Source organism: Nocardioides koreensis, assembly GCF_039531775.1.
Taxonomy (GTDB): Bacteria; Actinomycetota; Actinomycetes; order Propionibacteriales; family Nocardioidaceae; genus Nocardioides; species Nocardioides koreensis.
The window spans coordinates 74,518-101,229 of the sequence record NZ_BAAAQR010000001.1 but is presented as its reverse complement, the minus strand read 5'-3'; the positions used below and the strand labels follow the sequence as shown (position 1 = coordinate 101,229).

Genomic DNA, 26,712 nt, shown 5'->3' with positions numbered 1-26,712 from the left:
TGCAGCCGGCCGCGAGCAGGCGGTGCTGCAGGGCCACGTCCGCGGAGCTCCCTGGTCGCGCCTCGGAGTTCACTCCTCGATCATGCGCCATTCACGTCGGCCCGGCAGGTTCGCCTGACCAGACACCTGTCTCGAGGAGAACCATGCGCTGCGCACGCACGATCACCGTCCTCGCCACCCTTGCCCTCGCCGGAGGCGGTGCCGCCGGCGCCGATGCTGCGACGAGCGCCCCGGACGGTGCCGGGTCCGGCGGCGGGTACTCGTTCGCGGTCATCGGCGACGTGCCGTACGGCGCCGACCAGATCGCGGCGTTCCCAGGCTGGATCCAGCAGATCAACGCCGACCCCGACGTCCGTTCGGTGGTCCACGTCGGCGACATCAAGAACGGGTCGTCGGTCTGCAGCGACGACTACTTCCGCCTGATCCGCAGCGACTTCGACACCTTCGAGGACCCGCTGGTCTACACCCCCGGCGACAACGAGTGGACCGACTGCCACCGCGCCAACAACGGGGCCTACGACCCGCTGGAGCGGCTGGGCACGCTCCGCGAGGTGTTCTTCGACCGCCCCGGCCGGACACTGGGTCAGGACGCCTTCCCGGTCACGTCCCAGGCCGACCGGGGCTTCCCCGAGAACGTCACCTACCGCCGGGCCGGCGTCACCTTCGTGGCCGCCGACGTGACCGGCAGCAACAACGGCCTGCAGCCCTGGACCGGGCTGGGCAACACCGAGCCGACGCCCGAGCAGCGGCAGGCGGTGCAGGCCCGGACCGACGCCGACATCGACGAGCTCCGCGCCGCGTTCGTCACGGCGCGCAGCCGGCACGACCGGGCGGTGGTGGTGATGCAGCAGGCCGACATGTTCGACCCGTCGTACGCGCCGTCCTGGGACGACATCAGTGCCTTCCGGCCCTGGGTGCAGGCGCTGGTCGACGAGGCGTCGTCGTTCGCCGGGCCGGTCTACCTGATCGACGGGGACAGCCACAGCTACCACACCGACCGGCCGCTGGCGACCGGCTCCTCGTGGCTGTCGACGTACCGGCTGAGCGGGGCGGCGGACCACCTGACCCGGGTGACCGTGGACGGCTCGTCCAACAACACCGACTACCTGCGGGTCACCGTGGGCGCCCCCGGCAAGCCGGTGCTGAGCTGGGAGCGTGTGCCCTACACCTCGTGACTGGTTAACAAACGCTAACCGGTGCGGCTAGCATGGCGTCCATGACGTTCGAGCTGAGCCGTGAGCACGAAGAGTTCCGCCGCAGCGTCCGCGAGTTCGCGGAGGCCGAGATCGCGCCGCACGCGGCGCAGTGGGACCGCGACCACCACTTCCCGGTCGACGTGGTGCAGAAGATGGGCAAGCTCGGGCTGTTCGGCCTCACCGCGCCGGAGGAGTACGGCGGCATGGGTGAGGACGGCGACTTCACCAGCCTGTGCGTCGCGATCGAGGAGATCGGCCGGGTCGACCAGTCGATGGGCATCACCCTCGAGGCCGCGGTCGGCCTCGGCATCAACCCGATCCTGACCTACGGGACGAAGGACCAGAAGGACACCTGGCTGCCCCAGCTCGTGGCGGGCGAGCGGCTGGCCGGCTTCGGCCTGACCGAGCCCGGCGCGGGCTCCGACGCCGGTGCCACGAAGACGAAGGCCGAGCTGGTCGGCGGCGAGTGGGTGGTCAACGGCGCCAAGCAGTTCATCACCAACTCCGGCTCGGAGATCACCAGCGTCGTCACCGTGACCGCGCGGACCGGGACCCGGGCCTCGACGGGCGCGACCACCGGGGAGAAGCCGGAGATCTCCACGATCATCGTGCCCAGCGGCACGCCCGGCTTCACTGCCGAGAAGGCCTACGACAAGCTCGGCTGGCACGCCTCTGACACCCACCCGCTCAGCTTCGAGGACGTCCGGGTCCCCGAGGAGAACCTCCTCGGCGAGCGCGGCCGCGGCTACGCGCAGTTCCTGGCCACGCTCGACGACGGCCGGGTCGCGATCGCGGCCCTCGCCGTCGGCTGCATCCAGGCGTGCCTCGACATGAGCCTGCAGTACGCCGGCGAGCGGCAGACCTTCGGCGGCCCGATCGGGCGCAAGCAGGGCCTCGCCTTCCAGATCTCCGACCTCGAGGTCATGCTGCACGCCAGCCGACTGCTGACCTACCGCGCGGCCGCCATGAAGGACGCCATGGACCGCGGCACCGGCGGCTCCATGAAGGAGTTCAAGCAGGCCGCGGCGGTCGCGAAGCTCTACACGACCGAGTCGGCCGTCACCGCCACCCGCATCGCCACCCAGGTCTTCGGCGGCTACGGCTTCATGGAGGAGTACCCCGTGGCGCGGTTCTACCGCGACGCCAAGGTGCTCGAGATCGGTGAGGGCACCAGCGAGGTGCAGCGGATGCTGATCGCGCGGGGGCTGGGCCTGCCCGTCGAGTGAGGAATGATTGAAGTTTCCTCCTTCGGGTATGACCACGGTCACATACCCGGAGGTGTCTCGTGGTCCCATCCTTCCTCGCCCGTGAGCGAGTCGTGGCCGGTCCCGGCTACAGCCGCTGGCTGATCCCGCCCGCCGCCCTGGCCGTGCACCTGTGCATCGGGCAGGTCTACGCCACCAGCGTCTACAAGACGGCCCTGGTGCAGCACTTCGACAGCAGCCTGACGGCCGTGGGCGTGATCTTCTCGATCGCGATCGTGATGCTCGGGCTGTCCGCCGCGGTGGCCGGCACGTGGGTGGACACCCACGGTCCGCGCGCGGCGATGGCGGTGGCCGCGGTCTTCTGGAGCACGGGCTTCCTGGTCGCGGCCGTGGGCATCGGCACCGGCCAGCTCTGGCTGGTCTACCTCGGGTACGGCGTGATCGGCGGCATCGGGCTCGGCATCGGCTACATCTCGCCGGTCTCCACGCTGATCAAGTGGTTCCCCGACCGGCCCGGCCTGGCCACCGGCATGGCGATCATGGGCTTCGGCGGCGGAGCGCTGATCGCCAGCCCGCTGAGCGCCCGGCTGATGGCGCTCTACGACTCGTCGTACGACGCCACCGACCCGGCCTCGGTCCCCGACGGTCACGCGGTGATGCTGCTGTTCGTCACCCTCGGCCTCGTCTACCTCTGCTTCATGCTCTTCGGGGCGTACACCGTCCGGGTGCCGGCCGACGACTGGAAGCCGGAGGGCTGGGACCCCGGCGAGGTCGCCGAGAAGCCGCTCGTCACCACGGCGAGCGTCTCGGCCGCCAACGCCATCCGCACCCCGCAGTTCTGGCTGCTGTGGGTGGTGCTGTTCTGCAACGTCACCGCGGGCATCGGGATCCTCGAGCAGGCCGCGCCGATGATCCAGGACTTCTTCCGCGACGGGGCGGACTCGAGCGTCAGCGCCGCGGCGGCGGCCGGGTTCGTGGGACTGCTGTCGATCGCGAACATGGCCGGACGGTTCGTGTGGTCCTCCACCTCCGACGTGATCGGGCGCAAGCCCATCTACCTGCTCTACCTCGGTGTGGGCATCGCGCTCTACGTGATGCTCGCCGTGGTGGGCGACGAGTCGACGCTGCTGTTCGTGCTGCTGGCCGCGGTGATCATCTCGTTCTACGGCGGCGGCTTCGCCACGGTCCCGGCGTACCTGCGCGACCTGTTCGGCACCTTCCAGGTCGGCGCGATCCACGGCCGGTTGCTCACCGCGTGGTCGGCGGCGGGCATCGCCGGGCCGCTCATCGTCAACAAGTTCCTCGACGCCCGGGGAACCCCCGGCGAGCTGGTGGCCGCGGACTACCGCCCGGGGCTGCTCACCATGGTCGCGCTGCTGGTCGTGGGCCTGGTCGCGAACCTCCTGATCCGTCAGGTCGACTCCCGCTTCCACGAGGACAGTGACCGCTCCGACCTCGAGGGGGTGTCCGCATGACTGCCAGGATCACCGTCGCCTGGGCCCTGGTCGGGGTCCCCCTGGCCTACGGCGTGGTCGAGACCGTGCGCAAGGCCGTCACGCTGTTCAGCGGCTGACCGCGTCGCCGGGCGGGGGAGCCCCGCCCGGCGACATGGGGGCGGGGCTGCCGCGCACGGGATGGTGTATTGGCTAGCCTTGGCGCCATGGGTAGGCGGTGGCAGCGACTCCTCGCTGAGGCCAGTCGCTTCCTGGCCGTCGGCGGGGTCGCCACGATCGTGGCGCTGATCATCTTCAACTTCCTGGTCCACGGGTTCAACACCGAGCACAAGGCGCTGCTCGACGAGCACGTGATCGTCGCCTACGTCATCGCCAACACCGTCGGCATGGTGGTCAGCTACCGCGGCAGCCGCAGCTGGGCCTTCCGCGACCGGCCGCCCCGGCACGCCGACGGGGGTCGGGCGGCGTTCCTGGTCATCAATCTGGCCACGATGTCGCTGCCGATCGGGTGCCTGTGGATCAGCCGCAACGTGCTCGGGCTCGACGACCCCTACTCCGACAACCTCTCGGCCAACGTGATCGGGCTGGCCATGGGCCTGGTGGCCCGGTTCTACCTGTTCCGGACCTTCGTGTTCCGGCGGCCGGTGCACCTGCCGCACCTGTCGCTGCCGCACCCGCCGGCCGGGAACCCGCACCAGCCGATCACGGTCGAGACCACAGACTCGTCCACGAGTGGCCGAGCTCCCCGACCAGGTCCCTGACCAGCGGCAGGCTGACCCCGACCACGTTGTGGTGGTCGCCCTCGATCCCGGTCACGAAGGCACCGCCGAGCCCGTCCACGGTGAAGGCGCCCGCGACGTACAACGGCTCGCCGGTGGCAACGTAGGCCTTGATCTCCTCGTCGCTGACGTGGGCGAAGTGGACCGTGGTCGACGCGGTCGCGGCGGCGACCCGCCCGCCGGTGGTCTCGCGCAGGCAGTGGCCGGTGCGGAGCACACCGGACCGGCCCCGCATCGCGCGCCAGCGACGCTCCGCCTCGTCCGGGTCACCGGGCTTGCCCAGCGCCTCGCCGTCGAGCTCCAGCACCGAGTCGCAGCCCAGCACCAGCGCCGACTCGGGCAGGTCGTCGCGGGCGGCGACGGCCGCGCACTTGAGCTCGGCGAGCTGCAGCGCGAGCTCGGTCGGGGGCAGCCCGTCGAGCTGGGACTCGTCGACGCCGGACACGATGACGAGCGGGTCGAGGCCGGCGTTGCGCAGCGTGGCCAGACGGGCGGGGGAGGCGGACGCGAGGACCAGAACCGTCATGTCGGGAACCCTAGGCGGTGCCTAGTCGGGAGCCACCGCGGGGGCGATCCGGGCGAGTGACTCCCCGAACGCGCACGTCGTCAGTGCGGCGAGCGAGCCGGAGTCGCCGGCGTGCTCGGGGGCGCGCATCGCGATCATGACGTTGAGCAGCATCCCCTGGGCGATGAAGTCCCGCGCCCGTTCGTCGCTGCACCCGGTGCTCCGGATCACGTCGAAGATCCCGGCCATCCCCGCGCGGGCGGCGGCGCCGATCTCGTCGGTGCCGCCGGCCGAGAAGCCGTGCATCATCACCAGCAGGAAGTCGCGGTCGGCCAGCAGCTCGGTGTACGCCGTGCCCAGCCGCTCCCAGTCGGCCTCGTCGTCCGGGTCGAACGGCTGCTCCGCGAGCACCCGCTGGAAGGCGGCCGCGATCCGTCCGGTGGCGTGCGCGAAGACCTCGAGGAAGAGGTCCAGCTTGGTGCCGAAGATGCGGACGACGTAGGGCTGGGAGACCCCCGCCTCCCTGGCCACCGCGTCGGTGCTGGTGCCGGCGTACCCGGCGTGGGCGAACGCCCTGGTCGCCGCGTCGAGCACCAGCTGGCGGCGGTCGCCGGCGCTCATCCGCGAGGTCGGGGCGGTCGGCTTCGAGCTCATGGTTGACAGGTTATCACTCGATTACTTATCGTCGAGCGGTAAGTAATCATTCAATGCATTCTTCCTGCAGGAGCTGCCATGTCCGCTCTCGAGACCCCGGCCCCGGTGGCCGGCGCGCCCGCCGGCACCCGACCCGAGGCGACCGTCGCGACCCGACGCGTGCCGCTGTGGGTCGCGATCGTCGCGACCTCGCTGCCGATGTTCATGGCCACGCTGGACAACCTGGTGATGACCAGCGCGCTGCCCGTGATCCAGGCCGACCTCGGGTCCTCGGTCGGTCAGCTCTCGTGGTTCATGAACGCCTACACGCTCAGCTTCGCCACGTTCATGCTCACCGCGGCCACGTTGGGGGACCGGCTCGGCCGGCGGCGGATGATGCTGGCCGGCATCGCCGTCTTCACGCTGGCCTCGATCGCCTCGGCACTGAGCGCCAGCTCCGAGGGGTTGATCGCGGCGCGCGCCGTCCAGGGGCTGGGGGCGGCGGCGATCATGCCGCTGTCGCTGACCCTGCTCGCCTCCGCGGTGCCGCCGCGCATGCGGGCCGCCGCGATCGGCATCTGGGGCGGCGTCTCCGGGCTCGGGGTCGCGCTGGGCCCGGTCATCGGCGGCGCGGTCGTCGAGGGCGTCAGCTGGCAGGCGATCTTCTGGCTCAACGTGCCGGTGGCCCTCGTGGCCGTCCCGCTCCTGCTGCTCGCCGTGCGGGAGTCCCGCGGCCCCTGGCAGCGCCTGGACCTCGTGGGCGCCGGGCTGCTCGGTGGTGCGGTCTTCCTCGGCATCTGGGGGATCGTCCACGGCAACGACGACGGTTGGGCCTCCGCGGGCGTGCTCGGCAGCCTCGTGGCGGCGGGCGTGCTCGTGCCGGTGTACCTTCTCCACGCCCGGAGGCGCGCGCACGCCGTCCTGCCGCTGCGCCTGTTCGCCTCGCGCGGCTTCACCGTGGCGAACGTGATCGGCCTGACCTTCACGATCGGCATGTTCGGCACCGTCTTCCTGCTGGCGCAGTACCTGCAGATCGTGCAGGGCTACACCCCGCTGGAGGCCGGCCTGCGGACACTCCCGTGGACAGCGGCCCCGATGGTGGTCGCGCCGCTCGCCGGGGCGATCGCCGGACGCACCGGCCTGCGTGCCCTGCTGGTGACCGGGCTGGTGCTCCAGACCATCTCGCTGGTGTGGTTCGCCGCGCTCACCGAGAGCGGCTCCGGCTACCCGTCGTTCGTGCCGGCGCTGCTGATGGCGGGCGTGGGCATGGGCCTGACCTTCGCGCCCTCCGCGACCGCCGTCCTGGACGGCCTCCCCGACGCCGACTTCGCGGTGGCGAGCTCGGCCAACTCGACGGTCCGTGAGTTCGGGGTCGCGCTCGGCATCGCGCTCCTCACCGCCGTGTTCCTCGGCAACGGTGGCGAGCTGTCGCCCGTGGGGTACGACGGTGCGATCGGCCCGGCACTGCTCACGGGTGCCGCCGCGGTGGCCGTGGCCGTGGTCGCGGCCCTGTTCGCCCCGGGACGTGACGGGCAATGACGCGCGATTCCCACGGCTGGGCGACCCGGAGGCGTTAGCATCCTGCCCATGAGCGGGGATGAGTGGGTGGCCGTCATCATCGAGGACGACCCCGATGTGCGAGACCTGATCGACATCGTGCTGACCCAGTCGGGGTTCCGCACGGTGGTCACCGAGAACGGGCCGGCCGGGGTCGAAGCGGTCCGGGCGCACAACCCGTTGATCACCACGCTCGACGTCAACATGCCGGGCATGGACGGGTTCGCGGTCGCCAAGCGGCTGCGCGAGTTCAGCAGCACCTACCTGATCATGATCACGGCGCTCGCCGACGAGATCGACGTGGTCCAGGGCTTCGAGGCCGGTGCGGACGACTACCTGGTCAAGCCGTTCCGGCCCCGGGAGCTGCGGGCGCGGGCGGACTCCATGCTGCGGCGGCCGCGGGCTCGCAGCGAGAAGCCCTCCGGCTGGTCCGACACGGCCCCGGAGCCCACCACCCCGCCGACGACGGCGACCGAGCCCGCGCCGTCCACGCCGCAGCCGTTCGTCACGCCCCGTCTCGCCACGGTCGAGACGCCGCCGGCCCCCACGCCGCTCGCCGAGGCGCCGACGGCGCCCCGGCCGCGGCACGCGGCGCCCCAGCGCGCCGCCGCGACGGCCGACGCGCCCCCGCTCGACTTCTCGTCCCTGCAGTCCAACGGGCTCTCGCTGGTCCTCAACGGGGACTCGCGGATCGTCCAGGTCAACGGGGAGTCCGTCGAGCTGACGAGCGCCGAGTTCGACCTGCTCGCCTCGCTGCTCGGCACCGGACGGCGGGTGCGCAGCAAGGCCGACCTGGTGCTGACCATGCGCGGCCAGCAGTACGTCTCGTCGTACTTCGTCAACGAGGCGGACAAGCAGGCGGTCGAGGAGCACATCGCCGGGCTGCGCCGCAAGCTGCACGACGACGGGCCGACGCCTCGCTACATCGAGACCGTCCGGGACGTCGGCTACCGGATGGCCGCGGCCGGCTGACCGGTCCGCTCACCCCGATCCAGGCTCAGCGCGGCAGGCCGCTGGACCGCCAGCCGCCGGGTCCGTGCGGCAGCGCCACGCGCAGCTTGCGGTGGTGGGCCTGCCACTCCGGCCTGCGACGCTCCGGGGCCGGAGCCTCCGCGCTGAGCGAGGAGAGCACCGCGACCAGCGCGGCGATCTCCTCCGGCGTGGCGCTCGGGCTGACCACGCGGAGCAGGGGCTGCTCGGTCGTCGAGCCGTGCTCGGTCACAGCGGGATGTTCCCGTGCTTCTTGGCGGGCAGGATCTCCCGCTTGGAGCGCAGCAGGCGCAGCGCGCGGACGACCTCGATCCGGGTCTCGTGCGGGGCGATCACGGCGTCGACGTAGCCGCGCTCGGCGGCGATGTACGGGTTCGCCAGGGTGTCCTCGTACTCGGTGATGAGCTCGGCGCGCGTGGCCTCGGCGTCGTCGGCGCCCTTGAGCTCGTTGCGGTAGAGGATGTTGACCGCGCCCTGGGCGCCCATCACCGCGATCTGGGCGGTGGGCCAGGCGAGGTTGATGTCGGCGCCGAGGTGCTTGGAGCCCATCACGTCGTAGGCGCCGCCGTAGGCCTTGCGGGTGATGATCGTCACCAGCGGGACGGTGGCCTCGGCGTAGGCGTAGATCAGCTTCGCGCCGCGGCGGATGATGCCGTTCCACTCCTGGTCGGTGCCGGGCAGGAAGCCGGGCACGTCGACGAAGGTCAGCACCGGGATGTTGAACGCGTCGCAGGTGCGCACGAACCGCGCGGCCTTCTCGGACGCGTCGATGTCGAGGGTGCCGGCGAACTGCATCGGCTGGTTGGCCACCACGCCCACCGAGCGGCCCTCGACCCGGCCGAAGCCGACGATGATGTTCGGGGCGAACATCGACTGGACCTCGAGGAACTCCCCAACCCCGTCGGCATCAGGGTCCACGACCGCCGCGATCACCTCGTGCATGTCGTAGGGCTGGTTCGGGGAGTCCGGGATCAGCTGGTCGAGGGTCCGGTCGAGGTCGGAGAAGTCGAGGTCTGCCTCGTCGTCGTACGACGGCGGCTCGTCGAGGTTGTTCTGGGGCAGGAAGGACAGCAGCGCCTTGACGTACTCGAGCGCGTCGTCCTCGTCGTGGCCCATGTAGTGGGCGTTGCCCGACTTGGTGTTGTGGGTGCGCGCGCCGCCGAGCTCCTCCATGGAGACGTCCTCGCCGGTGACGGTCTTGATGACGTCGGGGCCGGTGATGAACATGTTGGAGGTGCCGTCGACCATGACCGTGAAGTCGGTCACCGCGGGGGAGTAGACGTGGCCGCCGGCGCAGGAGCCCATGATCAGGCTGATCTGCGGGATCACGCCGCTGGCGTGGACGTTGCGGCGGAAGATCTCGCCGTACAGGCCGAGCGAGACGACACCCTCCTGGATGCGCGCGCCGGCGCCCTCGTTGATGCCGATGATCGGGCAGCCGGTCTTGATCGCGAGGTCCATCACCTTGGTGATCTTCTCGCCGTAGACCTCGCCCAGCGAGCCGCCGAAGACCGTGAAGTCCTGGGAGAACACGCAGACCTGGCGGCCGTCGATGGTGCCGTAGCCGGTGATCACGCCGTCGCCGTACGGGCGCTTCTTCTCGAGGCCGAACGCGGTGGAGCGGTGCCGCGCCAGCTCGTCGAGCTCGACGAAGGACCCCTCGTCGAAGAGCAGCTCGATCCGCTCCCGGGCGGTCTTGCGTCCCTTGGCGTGCTGCTTCTCGACCGCCTTCGCCGAGCCCGCGTGCACCGCTTCGTCGAGCCGACGGTCGAGGTCGGCCAGCTTGCCCGCGGTGGTGTGGATGTCGATGTCGTCGGGGACGTCGGTGCCCTCGCCCGGCTGTGCGCTCACTACTCATGGCCTCCTGGTCGACCTCTGCAAGTCCGTGGGCCAATGTAGTGCCCATGACCGCTGACCTGCCCGCGCGCCCATTCCTCGACGGTGACCGGCTCGCCGCCGGTCCGCCCGGACTGCGTGTGGAGGTGGTCGCCGCGGCGCCGTCGACCAACGCCCTGGTCGCCGAGCGGGCCCGGTCCGGGGCCGCGGAAGGGCTGGTGGTCGTCGCCGAGCACCAGACCTCGGGGCGTGGTCGCCTCGACCGCTCCTGGGAGACTCCGGACCGCGCCGCGCTGACGTTCTCGGTGCTGCTGCGCCCCCGGGTCGCGCCCGTCGAGTGGCCGTGGCTGCCGCTGATGACGGGGTACGCCGTGTGCCGGGCGCTGCGCGAGGCCGGCTTCGAGGCCGGGGTGAAGTGGCCCAACGACGTGCTCATCGGCGACCCTTCGACGGGCTCAGGACGTGGCGGGAAGGTGGCCGGCATCCTGGTCGAGCGGGTGGAGACCGGCGCCGGACCGGCGGCCGTCGTGGGTGTGGGGATCAACGTCAGCACCACCCGCGAGGAGCTGCCGATCGAGGCCGCGACCTCGCTCGCGATCGAGGCGGGCGCCGCCCCGGACCGCACCGACATCTTGTTGTGGGTGCTCGGTGCGCTCCGCGAGGAGTACGACGCCTGGCAGGCCGGCGGGGCGGCCACCCTGCACGCGGCGTACCTGGGCTCCTGCGTGACCGTCGGCCGCGACGTGCAGGTGGCGCTGCCCGGGGGCGGTGCGCTGACCGGACGGGCCACCGGCATCGACCCGGGCGGCCGGCTCACCGTGAGCGGACCCGAGGGTGAGGTGTCGGTGGGGGCCGGGGACGTCGTGCACGTGCGTTCGGTCAACCCGTGACCCGATCAGTGACATGATCCGGAGGTGGCCATCTCGCAGAAGCTGCTCAACGACGGCGAGACCGTCGTCATCAGCACCCGGACCCATCCCAAGGCGCTGCTGGTCCCGGTGCTGGCCCTCGTGGTCCTGCTCGCGATCGGGGTCGCAGTCCAGACCGTGGTCGACCAGCACACGGTGACGCTGGTCGTGTGGGCGCTGGTCGGCGGCGGCACCGTGCGGTGGGTGCTGAGGCCGTGGCTGGTCTGGGCGTCCGCCTCGTACACGTTCACCGACCGGCGCCTGATCACGCGCACCGGCGTCCTCACCCGGCGCGGTCACGACATCCCGCTGTCGCGGATCAGCGACGTGGCCAGCGAGCTCGGTCTGGTCGACCGGGTGCTCGGCTGCGGCACGTTGGTCATCAGCGACGCCAGCACCCACGGCTCGGTGCGCCTGCCGGACATCCCGCACGTCGAGGACACCCAGCGACGGCTCAACCTGCTCCTGAGCGAGCGCGACCACGCCGGACATGACGGACGCTGACCACGAGGAGGGCAGGGACCGGCTCGAGCGCGCCATCCTGGGCGAGGAGCTCGTCTTCAACGCCCAGGAGGTGTCGGACGAGTCCGGGGTCACCATCGAGGAGGCCCGTCGGCTCTGGCGGGCCCTCGGCTTCCCCGAGCACGGTGCCGAGACGGCGTTCACCCGAGCCGACGCCGACGCCGTCTCGACGCTGGTCGCGGTGGTCTCCTCCGGGCTCATCGACTTCGACCTCGCGGTCAACCTGACCCGTGCGGTCGGTCAGACGATGGCCCGGCTGGCCGACTGGGAGGTCGCCTCCCTGGTGCAGCGCGTCGAGGAGCTCGAGGCCGGTGAGCACGCCACCGGCAGCCGGGTCGGGTCGGCCATGCGGATCGTCGAGGGGTTCAACGAGCCCTTCGAGCAGCTCATGCTGTACGCGTGGCGGCGCCACCTGGCCGCTGCGGTGGCCCGGGTGGAGGCCCTCGGCGCCAACGAGGAGGACCTGCACACCACCCAGATCACCGTCGGTTTCGCCGACATCGTCAACTACACCGCGCTGTCCAACCAGATGTCCGAGGCCCGCATCGGCGACCTCGTGGAGCTGTTCGAGTCCCGCTGCGCCGACGTGGTGGCCGCCCAGCGCGGCCGGGTCATCAAGAGCATCGGCGACGCGGTCCTCTTCGTCAACGACGACCCGATCCGGGCCTACGACACGGCCGAGGGCATCATCAACGTGATCGGCCGCGACTCCCGGATGCCCGACGTACGGGTCGGCCTGGCCAGCGGGTCGGTCGTGATGCGGCTCGGTGACGTGTTCGGCCCGCCGGTCAACATGGCCTCCCGGCTGACCGCCGTGGCCCGGCGCAACCGGATCATCATCGACGCCGCCACCGCGGCGCAGCTGCCCGGCGACCAGTTCGAGACCCGGCGGCTGCCGGCCCGCCCGGTGCGCGGCTTCGGCATCGTCGAGCCGGTCGCGGTGCGGCGGCACTGACCCCCCAGCGTTGGGGAACCGGTCCAGCCACGTCACCTCAATTGGGGGAAATCGCCCCGCGGAGGCCCAGCGGTTCCTACCGTGTCCCCGTGCTCGAGGTGCAGGACGTGCGACTCGACCCCGAGAGTCGCCGCTTGTGGCGCGGGGTCGAGGAGATCGTGCTGTCCCGCAAGGAGTTCGACCTCGTGCATGCGCTCATCACCCACGCCGGCCAGATCGTCACCCGCGACCAGCTGATGCGCGAGGTCTGGCACACGACGTTCTGGACCTCCTCGAAGACCATCGACGTCCACCTCGGCTGGGTGCGCCGCAAGCTCGGCGACGACAGCCGACGGCCGCGCCTGATCACCACGATCCGTGGTCAGGGCCTGCGCTTCGAGACCGAGGACACGACGCGCTGACCGGGTCACTACCCTGACCCTGTGTCCGAGCCCGCTCCCACCCTGGCCGTCATCGGCGGCGGACAGCTCGCCCGGATGATGGCGCAGCCGGCCATCGCCCTCGGGCTGCCGCTCCGCCTGCTCGCCGAGGCCGACGGCGTCTCCGCCGCCCAGGTGATCCCCGACCACCTCGTCGGCGACTACACCGACCTCGACACGCTGCTGAAGGTCACCGACGGCTGCCCGGTCGTCACCTTCGACCACGAGCACGTGCCGACCGAGCACCTGCACGCCCTCGAGCGCGCCGGGATCGCCGTACGCCCCGGGCCGGAGGCGCTCGTCCACGCCCAGGACAAGGGCGTGATGCGGGCCCGGCTGGCCGAGCTCGGCGTGCCCTGCCCGCGCAACGCGCCGGTCGCCTCCGTCGCGGAGGTCGCGGAGTTCGGCTGGCCGTGCGTGCTGAAGACGACGCGCGGCGGCTACGACGGCAAGGGCGTCTGGTTCGTCCGCTCGGCCGAGGACTGCGACGACGCCTTCCGTGCGGCCGCGCAGTCCGGGGTCGGGCTGCTGGCCGAGGAGCTCGTCGACTTCCGCCGCGAGCTCTCGGCGCTGGTCGCCCGCTCGCCGAGCGGCCAGGCGGCGGCGTACCCCGTGGTCGAGTCCACCCAGGTCGACGGCATCTGTCGCGAGGTCGTCGCGCCGGCGCCCGACCTCGACCCCGACCTCGCCGGCCGGGCGCAGGAGATCGCGCTGCGGATCGCCGGCGCCCTCGGCGTCACCGGCATCCTCGCCGTCGAGCTGTTCGAGACCACCGACGGGCGGGTGCTGGTCAACGAGCTGGCGATGCGGCCGCACAACACCGGCCACTGGACCCAGGACGGGGCGGTCACCTCGCAGTTCGAGAACCACCTGCGCGCGGTCATGGACCTCCCGCTCGGCTCGCCGGCGCCCCGCGCGCGCTGGACGGTAATGGTGAACATCCTGGGCGGCGACCGCCCGGAGGTCGGCCGCCTGTACGACGGGTACCCCCACGCGCTCGCGCGGGACCCGCACCTGCGCGTGCACCTGTACGGCAAGGAGCTGCGCCCCGGCCGCAAGGTCGGCCACGTCAACGCCTACGGCGACGACCTCGAGGACTGCCTGGAGCGCGCGCGGCACGCCGCCGCGTGGTTCCGCGGCGACCTCGGCAACGAGAGCGAGTGAGCATGGACGGATCTTCGGTCGAGCCCGTCGGGACCCCCCGCGTCGGGATCGTGATGGGCTCCGACTCCGACTGGCCGGTGATGAAGGCCGCGGCCGAGGCGCTGGAGGAGTTCGGCATCGCGCACGAGGCCGACGTCGTGTCCGCGCACCGGATGCCCGACGAGATGCTGGCCTACGGTCGCGAGGCCGCCGGGCGTGGCCTCCAGGTGATCATCGCGGGCGCGGGCGGTGCGGCCCACCTGCCGGGGATGCTGGCCGCGGTCACGCCGCTGCCGGTGATCGGCGTACCGGTGCCGCTGAAGTACCTCGACGGCATGGACTCGCTGCTCTCGATCGTGCAGATGCCCGCCGGCGTGCCGGTGGCGACCGTCGCCATCGGCAACGCGCGGAACGCCGGGCTGCTCGCCGCGCGCATCCTCGCCGCCGGCGACCCCGCGCTGCAGCAGAAGATGGTCGACTTCCAGGCCGGGCTGCGGGCCACCGCCCAGGCCAAGGGCAAGGCGGTCCGGGAGCCGGCGCCCAGGCTCGGCTTCTGACGCAGAACCTGACCCGGGGCCTCTGACCCGGGGCTCAGTCGCCGCGCACCCGACCGCGCAGGGCCTTGGTCTGCCCCCGCTGGCGCTTCGCCTCGAGGCGCCGGCGCTGGGAACCCTTGGTCGGCTTCGTGGCGCGCCGGGGCGGCGGGGGAGGTGCGAGGGCGGTGCGCAGCAGGTCGGCCAGCCGCTCCCGTGCTGCCACCCGGTTGCGGTGCTGCGAGCGGTGCTCGGAGGCGACCACCACGACGGCGCCGTCCACCAGCTGACCCGCCAGCCGGTTGACGGCACGCCGACGCTGACCCTCGGTCAGGACCGTCGAGCCGGCCACGTCGAAGACCAGCTCCACCCGGCTGTCGGTGGTGTTGACCGACTGGCCACCCGGGCCGGGGGAGCGCGAGAAACGTTCGAGCAGCTCCACCGCCGGGATCGTCAGCCCGTCGGGCAGCCCCGGACCCGGGGCAACGGTGAGGTCGCCGCCCGGCCGGCTCATCTCCACATGGCGGGGCAGGTGTCCATGACCATCGGGACCCCCGCGAGCGTCGTGCGCCGGAAGGCGTCCTCGTCGACGACGCCGAGCTGGAACCACACCGCTCGCGCCCCCACCGCGACCGCCTGGTCGGCGAACTCGCCGGCCGCCTCCGAGCGACGGAACACGTCCACCACGTCGATCGGGAACGGCACCTCCGCGAGGGAGGCGTACCCCTGCTCGCCGAGCACCGTCGGCGCCGTCGGGTGGATCGGCACGATCCGCTTGCCGCGCCGCTGCAGCAGCTGCGCGATCTCGTACGCCGTCCGGCTCGGGTCGCCGGACAGCCCGACGACCGCCCAGGTCTCGCACTCGTCGAGCATGAACCGGATCCATGCCTTGTCCTGCCAGTCAGCCACACCCAGAACCTACGTGACGAGTTCTGCGATTCCACCCTCGCGGCGGCCCGCCGGGGGTTAGCGTTGCGCGTCTTTGCTACTGGGAGGTAGCACCACTGAGATGCTTGAGGGAGCACCTTTGATGAACGTTTCTCGCATGACGCGGCGCATCGCCGTCTCGGGCGTCGCCACCGCGATCGCCGCCGGCGCCCTGGTCGGCGCCTCGTCGACCGCCGCGAACGCGGCGATCGGCGCCGACGCCACCTACACTTGCGACGTCGCCGGCAACCCGGCGCAGCTTCCGGTCCACGTGGACGTGCCGCTGCTCCCGGGGAGCGCGAACGCGGGCACCATGATCCCGGCCGGGCTGCTCCAGGCCACCACCACGGTCGGCATCCCGGCCGAGGTCGCGGCCATCCTCGGCGCGTACCAGGTCACCGGGGGCACGATCGACGACTTCGGCATGCTCGTCGGGGACACGACGGCACCCGCGCCGCTCACCTTCAGCAGCTTCGCCGCCGGCACGGACCCCGGGTCGCTCGTGGCCAGCACCCTCGGCGTCAACCAGGTCTTCGCGCTGCCGAAGGCCGGCACCTACGACATCACGCTGCCCAAGGCCTTCACGTTCATGCCGACCACGGCCGCCGGCCCGCTCGGCGTTCCGGTCGCCTGCACGTCGGACGCTCCCGGCAAGCTCGCCAGCATCCGGATCGACAAGAACGCCTCGGCCACCACGGCCAAGGCGCCCGCCAAGATCACCAAGGGCTCCGTGGCCAAGGTCACGACGAAGGTCGCGAGCCTCAACGACGCCACCCCGGTGCCCACCGGCAAGGTTGTCGCCAAGCTCGGCTCCAAGACCGTCGGCAAGGGCACGCTCAAGGCCGGCAAGGCCGTGCTCAAGCTCGCCAAGCTGCCGCTGGGCAAGGACAAGGTCGTGCTGAAGTACGCCGGCGACGCGTACACCGCCGCCAGCAAGACGAAGTCGGTCATCAAGGTCGTCAAGTGACCCTGACCTGACAGGTCGCTCCTCACGCCCGGTCGGTGCCGCGTGCACCGGCCGGGCGTGCGGCATTTCACGGACACCCGGGGGCGGGGAGCGGTTACCCAGAAGTAGGATCCGGGGCATGAGCTCCGACTTCCCGATGTACGCCCTCTCGGAGGAACACCAGGCGATCCGCGAGGCCGTGCGCGCCGTGTGCGACGCCAAGGTTGCGCCGTACGCCACCGCGGTGGACGAGGAGGCGCGCTACCCGCAGGAGGCCTCCGACGCCCTGCAGGCGGCCGACTTCCACGCGCCGCACGTCCCGGAGGAGTACGGCGGTGCCGGCGCCGACGCGCTCGCGACCGTGATCGTGATCGAGGAGGTCGCCCGGGCCTGCGTGAGCAGCAGCCTGATCCCGGCGGTCAACAAGCTCGGCTCGCTCCCGGTGCAGATCTCGGGCTCGGAGGAGCTGAAGAAGAAGTACCTCGGCAAGCTGGCGGCGGGCGACGGCGGCTTCTCCTACTGCCTCTCCGAGCCGGACGCCGGCTCGGACGCGGTGAGCATGAAGACCCGGGCCGTGCGCGACGGGGACGACTGGGTCCTCAACGGCGTCAAGCGCTGGATCACCAACGCGGGCGTCTCGGAGTACTACACGGTGATGGCCGTGACCGACCCGGAGAAGCGGTCGAAGGGCATCTCGGCGTTCGTCGTGGAGAAGTCCGACGAGGGCGTGTCCTTCGGGGCACCGGAGAAGAAGCTCGGCATCAAGGGCAGCCCGACCCGGGAGGTCTACCTCGACAACGTGCGGATCCCCGCCGACCGGATGATCGGCGCGGAGGGCACCGGCTTCGAGACCGCGATGAAGACCCTCGACCACACCCGCGTGACGATCGCCGCGCAGGCGGTCGGGGTCGCCCAGGGTGCGCTGGACTACGCGCTCGGCTACGCCAAGGAGCGCCAGCAGTTCGGCAAGCCGATCGCCGACTTCCAGGGCCTGCAGTTCCTGCTGGCCGACATGGGCATGAAGGTCGAGGCCGCGCGCCAGATGACGTACGCCGCCGCCGGTCGCTCCGAGCGCGGCGACAAGGACCTGACGTTCTTCGGCGCCGCCGCCAAGTGCTTCGCCTCCGACGTGGCCATGGAGGTCACCACGAACGCCGTGCAGGTGCTCGGTGGCTACGGCTACACGCGCGAGTACCCGGTCGAGCGGATGATGCGCGACGCCAAGATCACCCAGATCTACGAGGGCACCAACCAGGTGCAGCGGATCGTGATGGCCCGCCAGCTCCTCGCCGGGATCCAGTCCGAGCTCTAAGCGAGTTTTCGCAGGTCATGACCGTAATGGTAGTGCCGCCGAGCCGGCGGTCGGCGGGTGTTGCGCAAGGCCGGGTATGACTGGGTCGGAACCACGCGGAACGCACCTATGTGACGTTGTGTGACAGAGCATCGCGACGATCCATGCGGCGCCGGGGAGGTGCGCCCGGAGCGGTCTGGGGCTTTCGGGACCTCGCGGGGCCCGCGCCTGCTCGTCCGCGGGCACGGCTAGCATCCGCTCGCTGCCCAAGACTGAGACTGGAGACCACACCGCGATGACGGCCCCCTACCGGATCGTGCGCGACGGCGACCGCATCGTCCTCCCGCCAGTCGCGAGTGCCGATGAGGGTGGCATCAGCTTCAGCACCTGGACGGACGCCGAACCGGCGCTTCGGCGCTTTTGCCGTGCTGCCCGCAAGGGCCGGAAGCGCGGACAGGAGTGGGTGGAGGTTGAAGTCGCGCTGGTCCACCGGCCAGACAACGACTACAACCGCAACGCCGTTTCAGTCGCCGCGCCCGCCACGGTCGGCGCAGACGTCGAAGCCCGCCACCTGGGCTACCTGTTCGACCACTACCTGCGCGAGGTTGGGATGGGTCTGATTCCCGAGCTCGCCGGCCTCGAATCGGAGAATCCCGACGGTTTCATCGAGATCGTGTGCACTGCCCAGGTTTGGGGTTCCGAGGACCTGACCTTGGCTCTGCCAGACGGGCACACCCTCGGTGTGGCCATCGTCGAGTACCTCGACGGGGTAGCGGGGGACCTCCTGCCCGGAACACCCACGCCGACTGCCCGATCTAGGGCCGCTGCGAAGCGTCTGATCGTCCCCGCGGGGACCGTGCCGGAGTCCGACCATCGTCACCGTCGAAAGGTCACCGAGACTGAGCAGGCACTTGGCTGGGTGCGGTCCTTCGCCGGACCTCCGGCAGCGGTGGGGACCGTGATCGTGTCCTTGGCGCGGCCGGCAAGGGGCGGGCCAAGGAGACTTGTGGTGAAGGGCAGCTCGGCCGGTCTGCTGGGCGAGGTCGTCCTGGGTCACCTGTTTCTCTTTGACGAACGCCATCGGGCCGACGTGCTGTCTCAGCTGCTCGGAGCAGGCGTTGACGCTGCCCGGCCGCTGCGATTGGGGGAGTCCGACCAGCCGGGGTTGGTCGAGTGGCCCGCGGACTGGCCACGTGACCAGGTCCCGAACATGTGGACCCAGTGGTTCCCCGACCGGCTTGAGCTGCGGCCCCGCGACCCGTCCACCGGTCGGTCGTGGACCACGATTGCGACTTACAACCCCACGACTCGCACTCTCTGGGTGGAGGACTCGCGGCTGATCGCACCCAGCCGGGTCTACGCCGCCCGCGTGGGGCTGCCGGTCGAGCACATCGGGCTGCCGCGCTCACCGTGGAACCTTGAGGACGAGATCCCGTACACCGACCTTTATGACGTCTCGCTGCGGCCGTTAGACCGCGACTACGAGCCGGATGTGCGGCCGTGCGATCAGGTCGTCGCGCTACTACCGGACGGCCTGTTCCCGCCCGGGGTGCCAGGTTGGCGGCACCCAGACGCCGCACCCCAGCGCACCGAGACCGACGAGGAGTTCCTCCTCCTCGAACGCTACGTGACCGAGCGGACGCGCTTGTTCGGCCCGCTCGAGCTCAGCCCCACGATCGGGCGGTGTCGGCTCTGCGGCCAGCCCGGCGTCGAGTTCACTGCCCTCGTCTGTAGCGAGGCGGTCACCTACTGCCACGGGTGCCTCGCCAGCGCCGCCAACGGCAAGATCCGAGACCGTGCCCGTGCCGCGGACGCCCTGAGGCGTCTCGGGGAACTGGAGTTCGACGGCGCCCCGATGCTCGAGGCCCAGCTGGACACCCTTCACATCGACCCCGCCGACCCGGCCAGCCCCAGCCTGGTCGACCAGCTGTTGCTGCTGCGATTCGCCGTCCGCCGGGGCCAGTTCCCGTGGACCCTCCTACTGGAGGAGGCAGGGTTTGCCGAGGACGGGCTGCGGCTGAGCCGCGGCACTCTGATCCGCGCCCGGGACGGGCACCTATGCCAGTCGCTGCGGGAGAAGGCCGTGTGCGACTTCCTCCACCAGCATGACGTCGCCCACGACCGCGAGCCCCGCTATCCGGCAGACCCGGACTACAACCCCACCGGGCTCCGCCGCGCGGACTGGCGTCTGGCGAACGGGACGTACGTGGAGATGTGGGGCCTACCGAACGACCCCGCGTACGCGGCGAAGATGGTCGCCAAGCGCAGCCTCGCCGTCCGGCACGGGATCCGGCTCATCGAGCTCACCGATTCTGACCTCCCGAGGCTGCCCGCGGCGTTCGCCGCCTGGCTGCCGCCGGGGACCGCGGCCGAGACGACGTGGACCTGGTCGCCGGTCACCGCTCGCGACCAGCTGAAGACCCGGGAACCGCGCGGCGATACGCGAGGCAACAACGAGTTCAACTCCGCCCTCCGGACGGGTCGGCTCGACCGCTGCCGGGAGGCTGTCGAGCTGCAGCGGGAGGGATTCACGCGCAAGGAGATCGGCGAGTGGTTCGACGTGGGCGGCGAGACGGTCAAGGCGATGCTGCGTGACGGCAAGTTCTATGCCGACCCGGCGAGTGACCCGGGTCGTGCTGCCGTCGCCCAGGCAGCCGCTGATGCGAAGCGGTCTGGGCTGACCCGGGCCCAGTTCCAGCTCGGACAGAAGGTGAGCGCCCCCAAGGCCCAGGAGGCGTGGCGCGACGCTGACGTCCTCGATCCGCAGGCGGACATCTGACTGGGTGTGTCCCAACTCGCCGCGACTCCCCGTGACGACGTGAAGAGACGCCATGAGCGGTTCCCGCCAGGTCGAAAAGCAGCTTGCGCGGCTGGGCCCGTGGGCGACGACACAGGTCCGCAACGATGTCACTCGTTCGGCGGCACCTCGATCCCCGGCGGCTCCCGGGGGGTATCGACGTCGCATGCCCCGCGAGTCTCCTCGGCAGGACCGCCGCCCTCGCTGACTTCGTCTTCGACGGCATGTCCGGTGGCCTGGTCCGAGTCCTTCTCGGTCGGATCCCGGTCGAAAAGGAACGGGTGGACGGCGAACATTGGGTTCGTGATCGCCCGCGAGAAGGCGTGCTTCCCATGCGATGAGCCTGCTGTTACCGGGACACTCTTCGACCGCGTTTGCCGCGTGCGTCAGCGCTTCGTCGTGATGCCCTTCGGCTTCCATCTGGTACGGGTCGCGCACGAGAACTCCGACGTCGACAAGAAGCTCCTGCTGCGCATGCTGGTTGCTACGAACCCGGACGCGTCCGCCGACCACATCGTCGCCGTCTTCGAGCACCTCGGGCCCGACTACAACAAGATCCGGCAAACCGGCAAGGAGCTCAAGTTCAACAGAGACGACACCCACGACCGGCTGCTGAGGATCCTCGACACGGCGAATCGCGTGACATGTGGGTATCCGAAAGGCCTGTACAGCGCCACCGTCAGCTGACGCCAGCACGCGGTCTCGGCGGGTCGCCGCCAGCCCGATGGAGTGCGGAGCTCTGAACCATCCCAGCCCCGCCACCGGCCGCAAGCACGAGCCACACGTGCCGGTTGGCCGACTCGGCGACGGGACCTGTGATTGTCGGTGGCCTCTGTCACGCTGCGTCCCGTGAGTCTGAACATCGAGGATCCGGAGCGTCCAAGGCGCGCCAAGGGGGAGCTTGCCCACGCCGTCGTCGACGGCCCTGACGGCACCCACGCGGTCGAGTTGTCCCCGGTGCGCGCAGAGGCTCTGAGGCTCAAGTTGCTGCACGAGGAATCGTTCTGGTGCAGTAGACAGGCTGGCGGCTGTGGCGGTGCCCTAGTTCTCGCCGCCGGGCCGATTCGGGTCCCGTACTTTCGCCACCACAGTGGTGCCGACTGCGCACTCGCCGGCGATAGCGCTCGCGCCGCCCGTTCCTACGAGCACCTGCACTATCAGCGGGCGCTGCTCGCGTGGCTGGAAGCGCAGGGCCTCAGCGCGACGACCGAGCACCATCTAGGACCGGACGGTCGAGCAGACCTGCACGTCATTGTCCACTCCCGTCGCCACACCATTGAAGTGCAGCTCTCTCCGCTCGGCATCAACGAGTGGCGGCGTCGCGACGAGGGGTACCACCGGCAGGTCGATCACGTGACATGGCTCCACGGAGCTGGCGCCGAGACGGCGGCTGCGGCCGAACAAGCCGACCGCGATCACGCACTGCACATACGCGCCGGTGCCGGGGCGGGCACGGCCATCGAGATCGGGGTGGTCACCAACCTCACTGAGGTCTGGAGCCCATTGGGAGAGTGCGAGCTCCGGGCCGAGCAGTTCTGGACCCCCCACCTGGAACAAGCGCTGGCCGACCTCGCCGCCGCACGCGAGGAGTCTGCCGCCCGGGCCGCCGAGGAGGCAGCGGATGAGGCGCGGCGGGAAGCGTCGAGACAGGCTGCGGCCCGCCGACGCGCGGCCGACGCGAAGCGCGAGACGGCGGCCCGCGGCGCCGTCCCGCTCGCTTCGAGCGACGAGAATGACAGGTACGGAACCTTGCCGTGGTGGGGGGAGATCCACCCCGAGCTAGCCAGCTGGGCGCCAGAACAAGGGTGGGCGTGGACCGACGGCCTTACCGAGCAGGGCAGGGCCGCTGCCCGTGTGGTGTCCTACATCGTCTCGCGTCTCTACACCAGCGGCCCAATCAGCATGCTGCTCTTGCCAGACGAGACGGTGGGGGCAGAAGTGGTTGCGGCCCTTGAACGCGCCGGCTTCCTTCGACTGTACGAACGCCGAGGAGTCGAGCGGTGGGAACGAACTTAGGCGGGCGGTGCTAACTGGGTGCGTCCCTATTGACGTCCTCGGTGGGCACACACGTTCACCGGACCGGCCGATGAGCGGATGAAGGCGAGGCCCGGCGACTACCGGACGGGGTTGTTGCGGTACCCCGGCAAGCACGTCAGCTGGTCCGCAGCTGCGCGAGCGCGTGGTCAGCGAGGGTGGGCCGGCGTCAGTAGCCGAGCTCGTCGAGCGCGTCGTTGACCTTGTCGCAGATCCGGTCGACCCACTCCTGGGAGTCGGGGTCGTCCTTGTACCAGCCGGACAGCGAGGCCGTCCCGAAGACGAGGGTGGCGCGTTGCAGGGGCATCACGTCGTCCTGGTAGATGTCGGCCAGGTCCGCGTTGATGTTGGCGAGCACACCGAAGACGTCGTGCTGTTCGGCCTCGTTGAGGTGGTACTCGCCGAGCCGGTCCTCGTCGAGGAGGTGGTTCGTGGCGGCGCACAGCAGCGGGGTCGCCGATTCCGGATCCAAGTCCAGGTCCAGGTCCCAGTCCGGGGTGCTGGCGGCTGCGAGCCGCTCCTCGACGCGGGCCCACTCGTCAGCCAGCGGCGGCGGGCCGTGGGTAGCGTAGAAGTGCATGGTGCCTGGAGGGCCACTGATGATCAGGTCCCACGGGGCGAGCATCCGGTCCAGGTTCGCGGCGATGCCGGCCGCGACCATGCCGGTCACTCCGAACCCGAAGAACGTCGCGCCGTTCGAGACCGCCCGAATGCTATCGACGTGGCTCTGCGTGATGTACGAGTCCGGGCTGCCGTCGTTGCTCTTGAACGTGACCAGGGTGCCGGGCCACTCGACCGGCGCGAGCCGGATGTAGAACCTGCCGTGTCTGGGCAGCGGGTTGCCCATCCAGAACCCGGAACGTACGAACACCTCGCGATACCCCGTCACCTGGGAAGTGTGCCGTACCGAGCAGAGTGACGCGGCCGGTTTGCGATCGCCTCCGGGCACGAAGTGTCCGGGTTGGAAGCGGCCCACGAGCCGAGCGTCCCGAACGGACGGGAGTGTCCTGATCGCATCGTCGGACACTTCCTCCGGACTCCGCAGCACCTATTGGCGACCTTGAGGCTGGCCCGGACGGTGCTCGGGCATGACGAGGACGCACCAGCACATCAAGAAGCCGCCAGTCGTGGTCGCGGACTTCACTGCCCTAGATGCCGAGTGGGCCGCCTACATCAGGCAGGGTGCGCTCGCTGACGGCGGGGCGGCATACGCGAAGCGGTGGGAGGTTTGGGTCGCGCACTGCGCCGAGGAGGGCCTAGACCCGTGGGATGCCCCGGCGAGCGCGTTCGAGTCCCTGTGGCTGCTGCGCAGGGAGAGTGACGGGGCTCTGGTCAGCCCCGACTACGTCGAGGGCATCTCGGTGGCGGTTTCGCACTTCTACGGCCAGAAGGGTCTGACGGCGGCGAACAAACGACCCGAGAACCGCGGCCGCTGGCTGGACCTCCGCAAGAGCAGGCGCAAGACGGCAGCTCAGAACCGGGACCCTGAGGCTTCGGTAGTACCGATGATGCGGACGGACGCGCTGACCCTGCTGGCAGCACCGCCGCCGGCGCTTCGGCCGGTCCGCCGGGCTGCGCTGCTCCTGCTGCTCGAAGGTTTTGCTCCCAGCGTCATCGACGCACTCTCGACCGGAGACATCACCGCCGCTGACCGCGTCGACGCCGGGGTCGTCGTTCACGATCAGCACCTGGCCTGCGATCACGAGGAGCGTGTGCGCGGCGTGCCGTGGGACTGCCTCGCCTGCGCAGTGCGGGAGGCCCGGGACCACCTTGGGCCGGGGGAGGCCTTCCACACGGGCCTCATCAACAAGACCGGTGAGCTGCGCACCCGCTTCCGGCACTTTGCTCGCAAGGGAGAGCCGTGGGGCCCCCGCCGCGGCCTCACGGAGTGGGAGGCGGCTGGCCTGCGCCGCGCGGTCGTACTCTCCACGTCCGAGGCCAAGGGTGAGGGCTATCGCTGGGCGCGTGCACGCGCCTGGACCGGAGCCGCCTGGTCCTGCGGCCTGCGGATGGGATCGGACACTGATCGCCTCGATCGCGGCGCCCTGACGTCGGACATGGCCGGCCGCGGCTGGAGCCTGCGCCTCGCCGCGACGAAAGATGACCCGGCCGGCACCAAAGAGGTTGTGCGGCCGTTTGGTTGGGACGACGGTGACGGAACCGTCTCTGCCGCGCTGGCGGAGTACGCGTGTGTCCGTGACGCCCTCGTCGGCGAGCAGGGCCGCTTGCTCGTCGGTCTCGGCGGCAAAACGCACGGCAAGCCGCTCGGGGCCTCGGACGCGGTCGCACGAAGCGACCTAGACCTGTTGGCTCGGCGGGCGGGTGCGGATCCGGTGTTCAGCTCCTACAGCACCCGGAAGGGGTTCGCGGCCCAAGCCCTTGCGGACGGTTGGTCCGAGGACCAGATCCAAGAGGGCCTGCGACACCTCCACCTGAGCACGACCATCACCCGCTACTTGCCCAAGACGGGAGCGAAGAAGGTGGCCCGGAAGTTCGCTGATCGGGTCGCCGCAGAGGCGAGCGGACGATGACGGAGCAGCAAACACCCCGCCCCTCGAAGGAGCAGCGCGATGCGGTCCGAGACGAGGTAGCTGCGTCGCCGGAACGAGTGCAGGACCGGTGCCATCGGGAGGCCTACCAGGCGTGGTGCGTCGCGAACCAGATGCCAGAGTTCCCCCCCGGCGCCGGCGATCTCACGGGCGAGCTAGTGCTGCTGAGGTTCCTCCACTCGACGGCGACAGCTCGCAACTGGGGACACGCCACCTGCTCGAACGCGGCTCGCGTGGTGGCCAAACACCTGATGCGGAACCGCCTTTCCGACCCTCGCGGACCGCAGGTGAAGGCGTGGCTGAAGGCTCGCCTCCGGGAGACCGGGAAGCGCACGACCCGCCCGGTCGACGCCCTGACTCCCTCGGAGGTTCGGGCCGCCGTGACGTCGCTTGCGGAGAAGGAGTGGCGGGACGCGGACGATGCCGAACTGCTTCACCAGCGTGCGCTCCTTGCCCTCGCTGACCTCCTCGACGAGGGCGGTCCCCTGAGGCTTAACCCGCTGTCGGCGGCTGACCCCGAGCGGCGCAACCGCCCGAACCCGGCGTTCAAGACCTTGGCCTCCTTGACCGGCGAGGACTTCACCGTTCGCGCCGACGAGATCCGTGTGCGCCTTGCCGGGGAAACCCTTGTCGTCCTCAAGGCTCGCACCCCTGAGCACTACGAGATGCTCGCGGCGGCGGTCTTGCACGGCGGACCGCATCCCCTGCATCCCGTGGCCTCCGTGGAAGACGACCGCGCTATCAGGCTCTACCTGCAGCGTCTTCGGCGCAGGGCAACCACCGTGGCCTACGCGGTTGCTGGCAACCGGGCGCGACACTCGGACCGCCGCCAAACCTGGGCCGCGCAGTGGTGGGTCAACAATGACAGGCAACATCGAGTCCGGCTGATGGAGCTGATGGACACCGGCCTTCCCGCCCGAACGCAGGACGCCTGCTACCTGCTGATCGGGCTCACCTGCTTGTTCCGCAACGCCGAGCTGGTCCGCCTCAACATCGGCGACGTGGTGCGCCGGCCGGACGGGACCGGGTTCGACTACGCCCTCGCTGAGCACAAGAGCGCGATGCACGCAGCTCGACACGGGTCTGTCGCGCAACCGTTGGAAGGCGCACTGGAGCACGGCGTCGGGGCAGAGGGTTGCCCGCCGGTGTGCGCGGCGTGTGCGATGGACCGTCACCTTCGGGTGCGGGCCTGGCACGGTGCGACACCCCAGGACCCCTTGTTCGTCGCCTACAACTCGCAGGGCGACGGGGCTCTGCAACGGCTGGCCTCGCGGCAGTACGGGGCTCGGGTCGTCAAGCAGGCAGCCGTGTCCGGATCGCAGCTCGAGGACGGGGCCGACCGGCGCTTGGGCACGCGCTCGCTGCGGGTCTCTGGGGCGACCTGGCTTCATCAGGCGGGGGTGAGCTATCAGGAGCTGCAGGAGATCGGCACCTGGTCGAGCGTCGTGTACGCGCGGCTCTACGTTCGCAGGTACGACCCGTGGGCGTCGCGTGACCTCGTCCTGGGTCTCAACGACGCGGGCGACAGCTGAC

General features: G+C 70.7%; 28 protein-coding genes. 20 read left to right on the top strand and 8 right to left on the bottom strand.

Annotated elements, in window-relative coordinates:
- Positions 1 to 143: 143 nt before the first annotated feature.
- The 5 genes from ABD268_RS00435 to ABD268_RS00420 all read left to right on the top strand — a co-directional run bounded on the left by ABD268_RS00435 (position 144) and on the right by ABD268_RS00420 (position 4,616).
- Complete coding sequence (locus ABD268_RS00435) at positions 144 to 1,175, top strand: metallophosphoesterase family protein (RefSeq protein WP_344145901.1); 1,032 nt, start codon at positions 144 to 146, stop codon at positions 1,173 to 1,175.
- Positions 1,176 to 1,216: 41 nt separating this feature from the next.
- Entirely contained in the window at positions 1,217 to 2,422 is a 1,206-nt protein-coding gene (locus tag ABD268_RS00430) for an acyl-CoA dehydrogenase family protein (protein WP_344145898.1), read from the top strand.
- A gap of 59 nt (positions 2,423 to 2,481) precedes the next feature.
- Positions 2,482 to 3,876, top strand: a complete 1,395-nt coding sequence (locus ABD268_RS00425) for an OFA family MFS transporter (protein ID WP_344145895.1) — start codon at positions 2,482 to 2,484, stop codon at positions 3,874 to 3,876.
- On the top strand, positions 3,873 to 3,974 hold the full coding sequence (locus ABD268_RS22780; protein ID WP_425573651.1) for an MFS transporter small subunit: 102 nt from the start codon (positions 3,873 to 3,875) through the stop codon (positions 3,972 to 3,974). The genes ABD268_RS00425 and ABD268_RS22780 overlap by 4 nt, the downstream gene beginning before the upstream one ends.
- An 87-nt stretch (positions 3,975 to 4,061) precedes the next feature.
- Positions 4,062 to 4,616 (top strand): GtrA family protein, encoded by a 555-nt coding sequence (locus ABD268_RS00420; protein WP_344145892.1) that lies wholly within the window; start codon positions 4,062 to 4,064, stop codon positions 4,614 to 4,616.
- On the opposite strand, the gene ABD268_RS00415 is transcribed toward ABD268_RS00420, so the two are convergent.
- Positions 4,558 to 5,160: a Maf family protein gene (locus tag ABD268_RS00415; protein WP_344145889.1), complete on the bottom strand. Its 603-nt coding sequence runs from the start codon at positions 5,158 to 5,160 to the stop codon at positions 4,558 to 4,560. The two genes, ABD268_RS00420 and ABD268_RS00415, sit on opposite strands and share 59 nt — an antisense overlap.
- Positions 5,161 to 5,181: 21 nt before the next feature.
- Positions 5,182 to 5,793, bottom strand: a complete 612-nt coding sequence (locus ABD268_RS00410) for a TetR/AcrR family transcriptional regulator (RefSeq protein WP_344145886.1) — start codon at positions 5,791 to 5,793, stop codon at positions 5,182 to 5,184.
- Positions 5,794 to 5,871: 78 nt separating this feature from the next.
- Between ABD268_RS00410 and ABD268_RS00405 the strand changes: the two genes are divergently transcribed.
- Positions 5,872 to 7,311 carry an MFS transporter gene (locus ABD268_RS00405; RefSeq protein WP_344145883.1) on the top strand — a complete coding sequence of 480 codons (1,440 nt, stop codon included), beginning with the start codon at positions 5,872 to 5,874 and terminating at the stop codon, positions 7,309 to 7,311.
- A 48-nt stretch (positions 7,312 to 7,359) separates the two neighbouring features.
- Entirely contained in the window at positions 7,360 to 8,301 is a 942-nt protein-coding gene (locus ABD268_RS00400) for a response regulator transcription factor (protein ID WP_344145880.1), read from the top strand.
- A gap of 25 nt (positions 8,302 to 8,326) precedes the next feature.
- Here ABD268_RS00400 and ABD268_RS00395 read toward each other — a convergent pair whose 3' ends face one another.
- Together ABD268_RS00395 and ABD268_RS00390 are read right to left on the bottom strand one after the other, a co-directional pair.
- Entirely contained in the window at positions 8,327 to 8,551 is a 225-nt protein-coding gene (locus tag ABD268_RS00395; RefSeq protein WP_344145877.1) for an acyl-CoA carboxylase subunit epsilon, read from the bottom strand.
- A complete protein-coding gene (locus tag ABD268_RS00390) occupies positions 8,548 to 10,170 on the bottom strand; it encodes an acyl-CoA carboxylase subunit beta (protein ID WP_344145874.1) in 1,623 nt (540 codons plus the stop codon). The genes ABD268_RS00395 and ABD268_RS00390 overlap by 4 nt, the downstream gene beginning before the upstream one ends.
- A gap of 53 nt (positions 10,171 to 10,223) precedes the next feature.
- Here ABD268_RS00390 and ABD268_RS00385 point away from each other — a divergent pair, with 53 nt between their 5' ends.
- The 6 genes from ABD268_RS00385 (at position 10,224) to purE (ending at position 14,659) form a co-directional block, all read left to right on the top strand.
- Positions 10,224 to 11,045 carry a biotin--[acetyl-CoA-carboxylase] ligase gene (locus ABD268_RS00385; protein WP_344145872.1) on the top strand — a complete coding sequence of 274 codons (822 nt, stop codon included), beginning with the start codon at positions 10,224 to 10,226 and terminating at the stop codon, positions 11,043 to 11,045.
- A gap of 24 nt (positions 11,046 to 11,069) precedes the next feature.
- Positions 11,070 to 11,567 (top strand): PH domain-containing protein, encoded by a 498-nt coding sequence (locus tag ABD268_RS00380; protein WP_344145869.1) that lies wholly within the window; start codon positions 11,070 to 11,072, stop codon positions 11,565 to 11,567.
- Positions 11,554 to 12,540: an adenylate/guanylate cyclase domain-containing protein gene (locus ABD268_RS00375; protein ID WP_344145866.1), complete on the top strand. Its 987-nt coding sequence runs from the start codon at positions 11,554 to 11,556 to the stop codon at positions 12,538 to 12,540. Before ABD268_RS00380 ends, ABD268_RS00375 begins: the two co-directional genes overlap by 14 nt.
- Positions 12,541 to 12,629: 89 nt before the next feature.
- Positions 12,630 to 12,941 (top strand): winged helix-turn-helix domain-containing protein, encoded by a 312-nt coding sequence (locus ABD268_RS00370; RefSeq protein WP_425573650.1) that lies wholly within the window; start codon positions 12,630 to 12,632, stop codon positions 12,939 to 12,941.
- A 21-nt stretch (positions 12,942 to 12,962) separates the two neighbouring features.
- Entirely contained in the window at positions 12,963 to 14,123 is a 1,161-nt protein-coding gene (locus ABD268_RS00365; RefSeq protein WP_344145863.1) for a 5-(carboxyamino)imidazole ribonucleotide synthase, read from the top strand.
- A gap of 2 nt (positions 14,124 to 14,125) precedes the next feature.
- A complete protein-coding gene (purE, locus tag ABD268_RS00360; protein ID WP_344145860.1) occupies positions 14,126 to 14,659 on the top strand; it encodes a 5-(carboxyamino)imidazole ribonucleotide mutase in 534 nt (177 codons plus the stop codon).
- A gap of 34 nt (positions 14,660 to 14,693) precedes the next feature.
- On the opposite strand, the gene arfB is transcribed toward purE, so the two are convergent.
- Both arfB and ABD268_RS00350 read right to left on the bottom strand, forming a co-directional pair.
- Positions 14,694 to 15,149, bottom strand: a complete 456-nt coding sequence (gene arfB, locus ABD268_RS00355) for an alternative ribosome rescue aminoacyl-tRNA hydrolase ArfB (protein WP_344145857.1) — start codon at positions 15,147 to 15,149, stop codon at positions 14,694 to 14,696.
- Positions 15,146 to 15,544, bottom strand: coding sequence for a CoA-binding protein (locus ABD268_RS00350; RefSeq protein WP_344145854.1), 399 nt, complete (start codon positions 15,542 to 15,544; stop codon positions 15,146 to 15,148). Before ABD268_RS00350 ends, arfB begins: the two co-directional genes overlap by 4 nt.
- Before the next feature lie 136 nt (positions 15,545 to 15,680).
- On the opposite strand from ABD268_RS00350, the gene ABD268_RS00345 reads away from it, so the two are divergent.
- The 3 genes from ABD268_RS00345 to ABD268_RS00335 all read left to right on the top strand — a co-directional run bounded on the left by ABD268_RS00345 (position 15,681) and on the right by ABD268_RS00335 (position 20,578).
- Positions 15,681 to 16,529 (top strand): Ig-like domain repeat protein, encoded by an 849-nt coding sequence (locus ABD268_RS00345; protein ID WP_344145851.1) that lies wholly within the window; start codon positions 15,681 to 15,683, stop codon positions 16,527 to 16,529.
- A 118-nt stretch (positions 16,530 to 16,647) separates the two neighbouring features.
- The gene (locus ABD268_RS00340) at positions 16,648 to 17,820 is read left to right on the top strand and encodes an acyl-CoA dehydrogenase family protein (protein ID WP_344145848.1); all 1,173 of its coding nucleotides are present in this window, start codon (positions 16,648 to 16,650) and stop codon (positions 17,818 to 17,820) included.
- Positions 17,821 to 18,094: 274 nt separating this feature from the next.
- Complete coding sequence (locus ABD268_RS00335) at positions 18,095 to 20,578, top strand: hypothetical protein (RefSeq protein WP_344145846.1); 2,484 nt, start codon at positions 18,095 to 18,097, stop codon at positions 20,576 to 20,578.
- Positions 20,579 to 20,706: 128 nt separating this feature from the next.
- Here ABD268_RS00335 and ABD268_RS00330 read toward each other — a convergent pair whose 3' ends face one another.
- Positions 20,707 to 20,892 carry a hypothetical protein gene (locus ABD268_RS00330; protein ID WP_344145843.1) on the bottom strand — a complete coding sequence of 62 codons (186 nt, stop codon included), beginning with the start codon at positions 20,890 to 20,892 and terminating at the stop codon, positions 20,707 to 20,709.
- Between the two features lie 7 nt (positions 20,893 to 20,899).
- Here ABD268_RS00330 and ABD268_RS00325 point away from each other — a divergent pair, with 7 nt between their 5' ends.
- Both ABD268_RS00325 and ABD268_RS00320 read left to right on the top strand, forming a co-directional pair.
- Positions 20,900 to 21,283, top strand: a complete 384-nt coding sequence (locus ABD268_RS00325) for a hypothetical protein (protein ID WP_344145840.1) — start codon at positions 20,900 to 20,902, stop codon at positions 21,281 to 21,283.
- A 162-nt stretch (positions 21,284 to 21,445) separates the two neighbouring features.
- Positions 21,446 to 22,612: a competence protein CoiA family protein gene (locus ABD268_RS00320; RefSeq protein ID WP_344145837.1), complete on the top strand. Its 1,167-nt coding sequence runs from the start codon at positions 21,446 to 21,448 to the stop codon at positions 22,610 to 22,612.
- Between the two features lie 187 nt (positions 22,613 to 22,799).
- Here the strand turns inward: ABD268_RS00320 and ABD268_RS00315 are convergent, their stop codons facing one another.
- Entirely contained in the window at positions 22,800 to 23,519 is a 720-nt protein-coding gene (locus ABD268_RS00315; protein WP_344145834.1) for a hypothetical protein, read from the bottom strand.
- Positions 23,520 to 23,718: 199 nt separating this feature from the next.
- On the opposite strand from ABD268_RS00315, the gene ABD268_RS00310 reads away from it, so the two are divergent.
- Entirely contained in the window at positions 23,719 to 25,161 is a 1,443-nt protein-coding gene (locus ABD268_RS00310) for a hypothetical protein (RefSeq protein ID WP_344145831.1), read from the top strand.
- Positions 25,158 to 26,711, top strand: coding sequence for a site-specific integrase (locus ABD268_RS00305; protein WP_344145828.1), 1,554 nt, complete (start codon positions 25,158 to 25,160; stop codon positions 26,709 to 26,711). Before ABD268_RS00310 ends, ABD268_RS00305 begins: the two co-directional genes overlap by 4 nt.
- The last annotated feature ends 1 nt before the right edge of the window (position 26,712 follow it).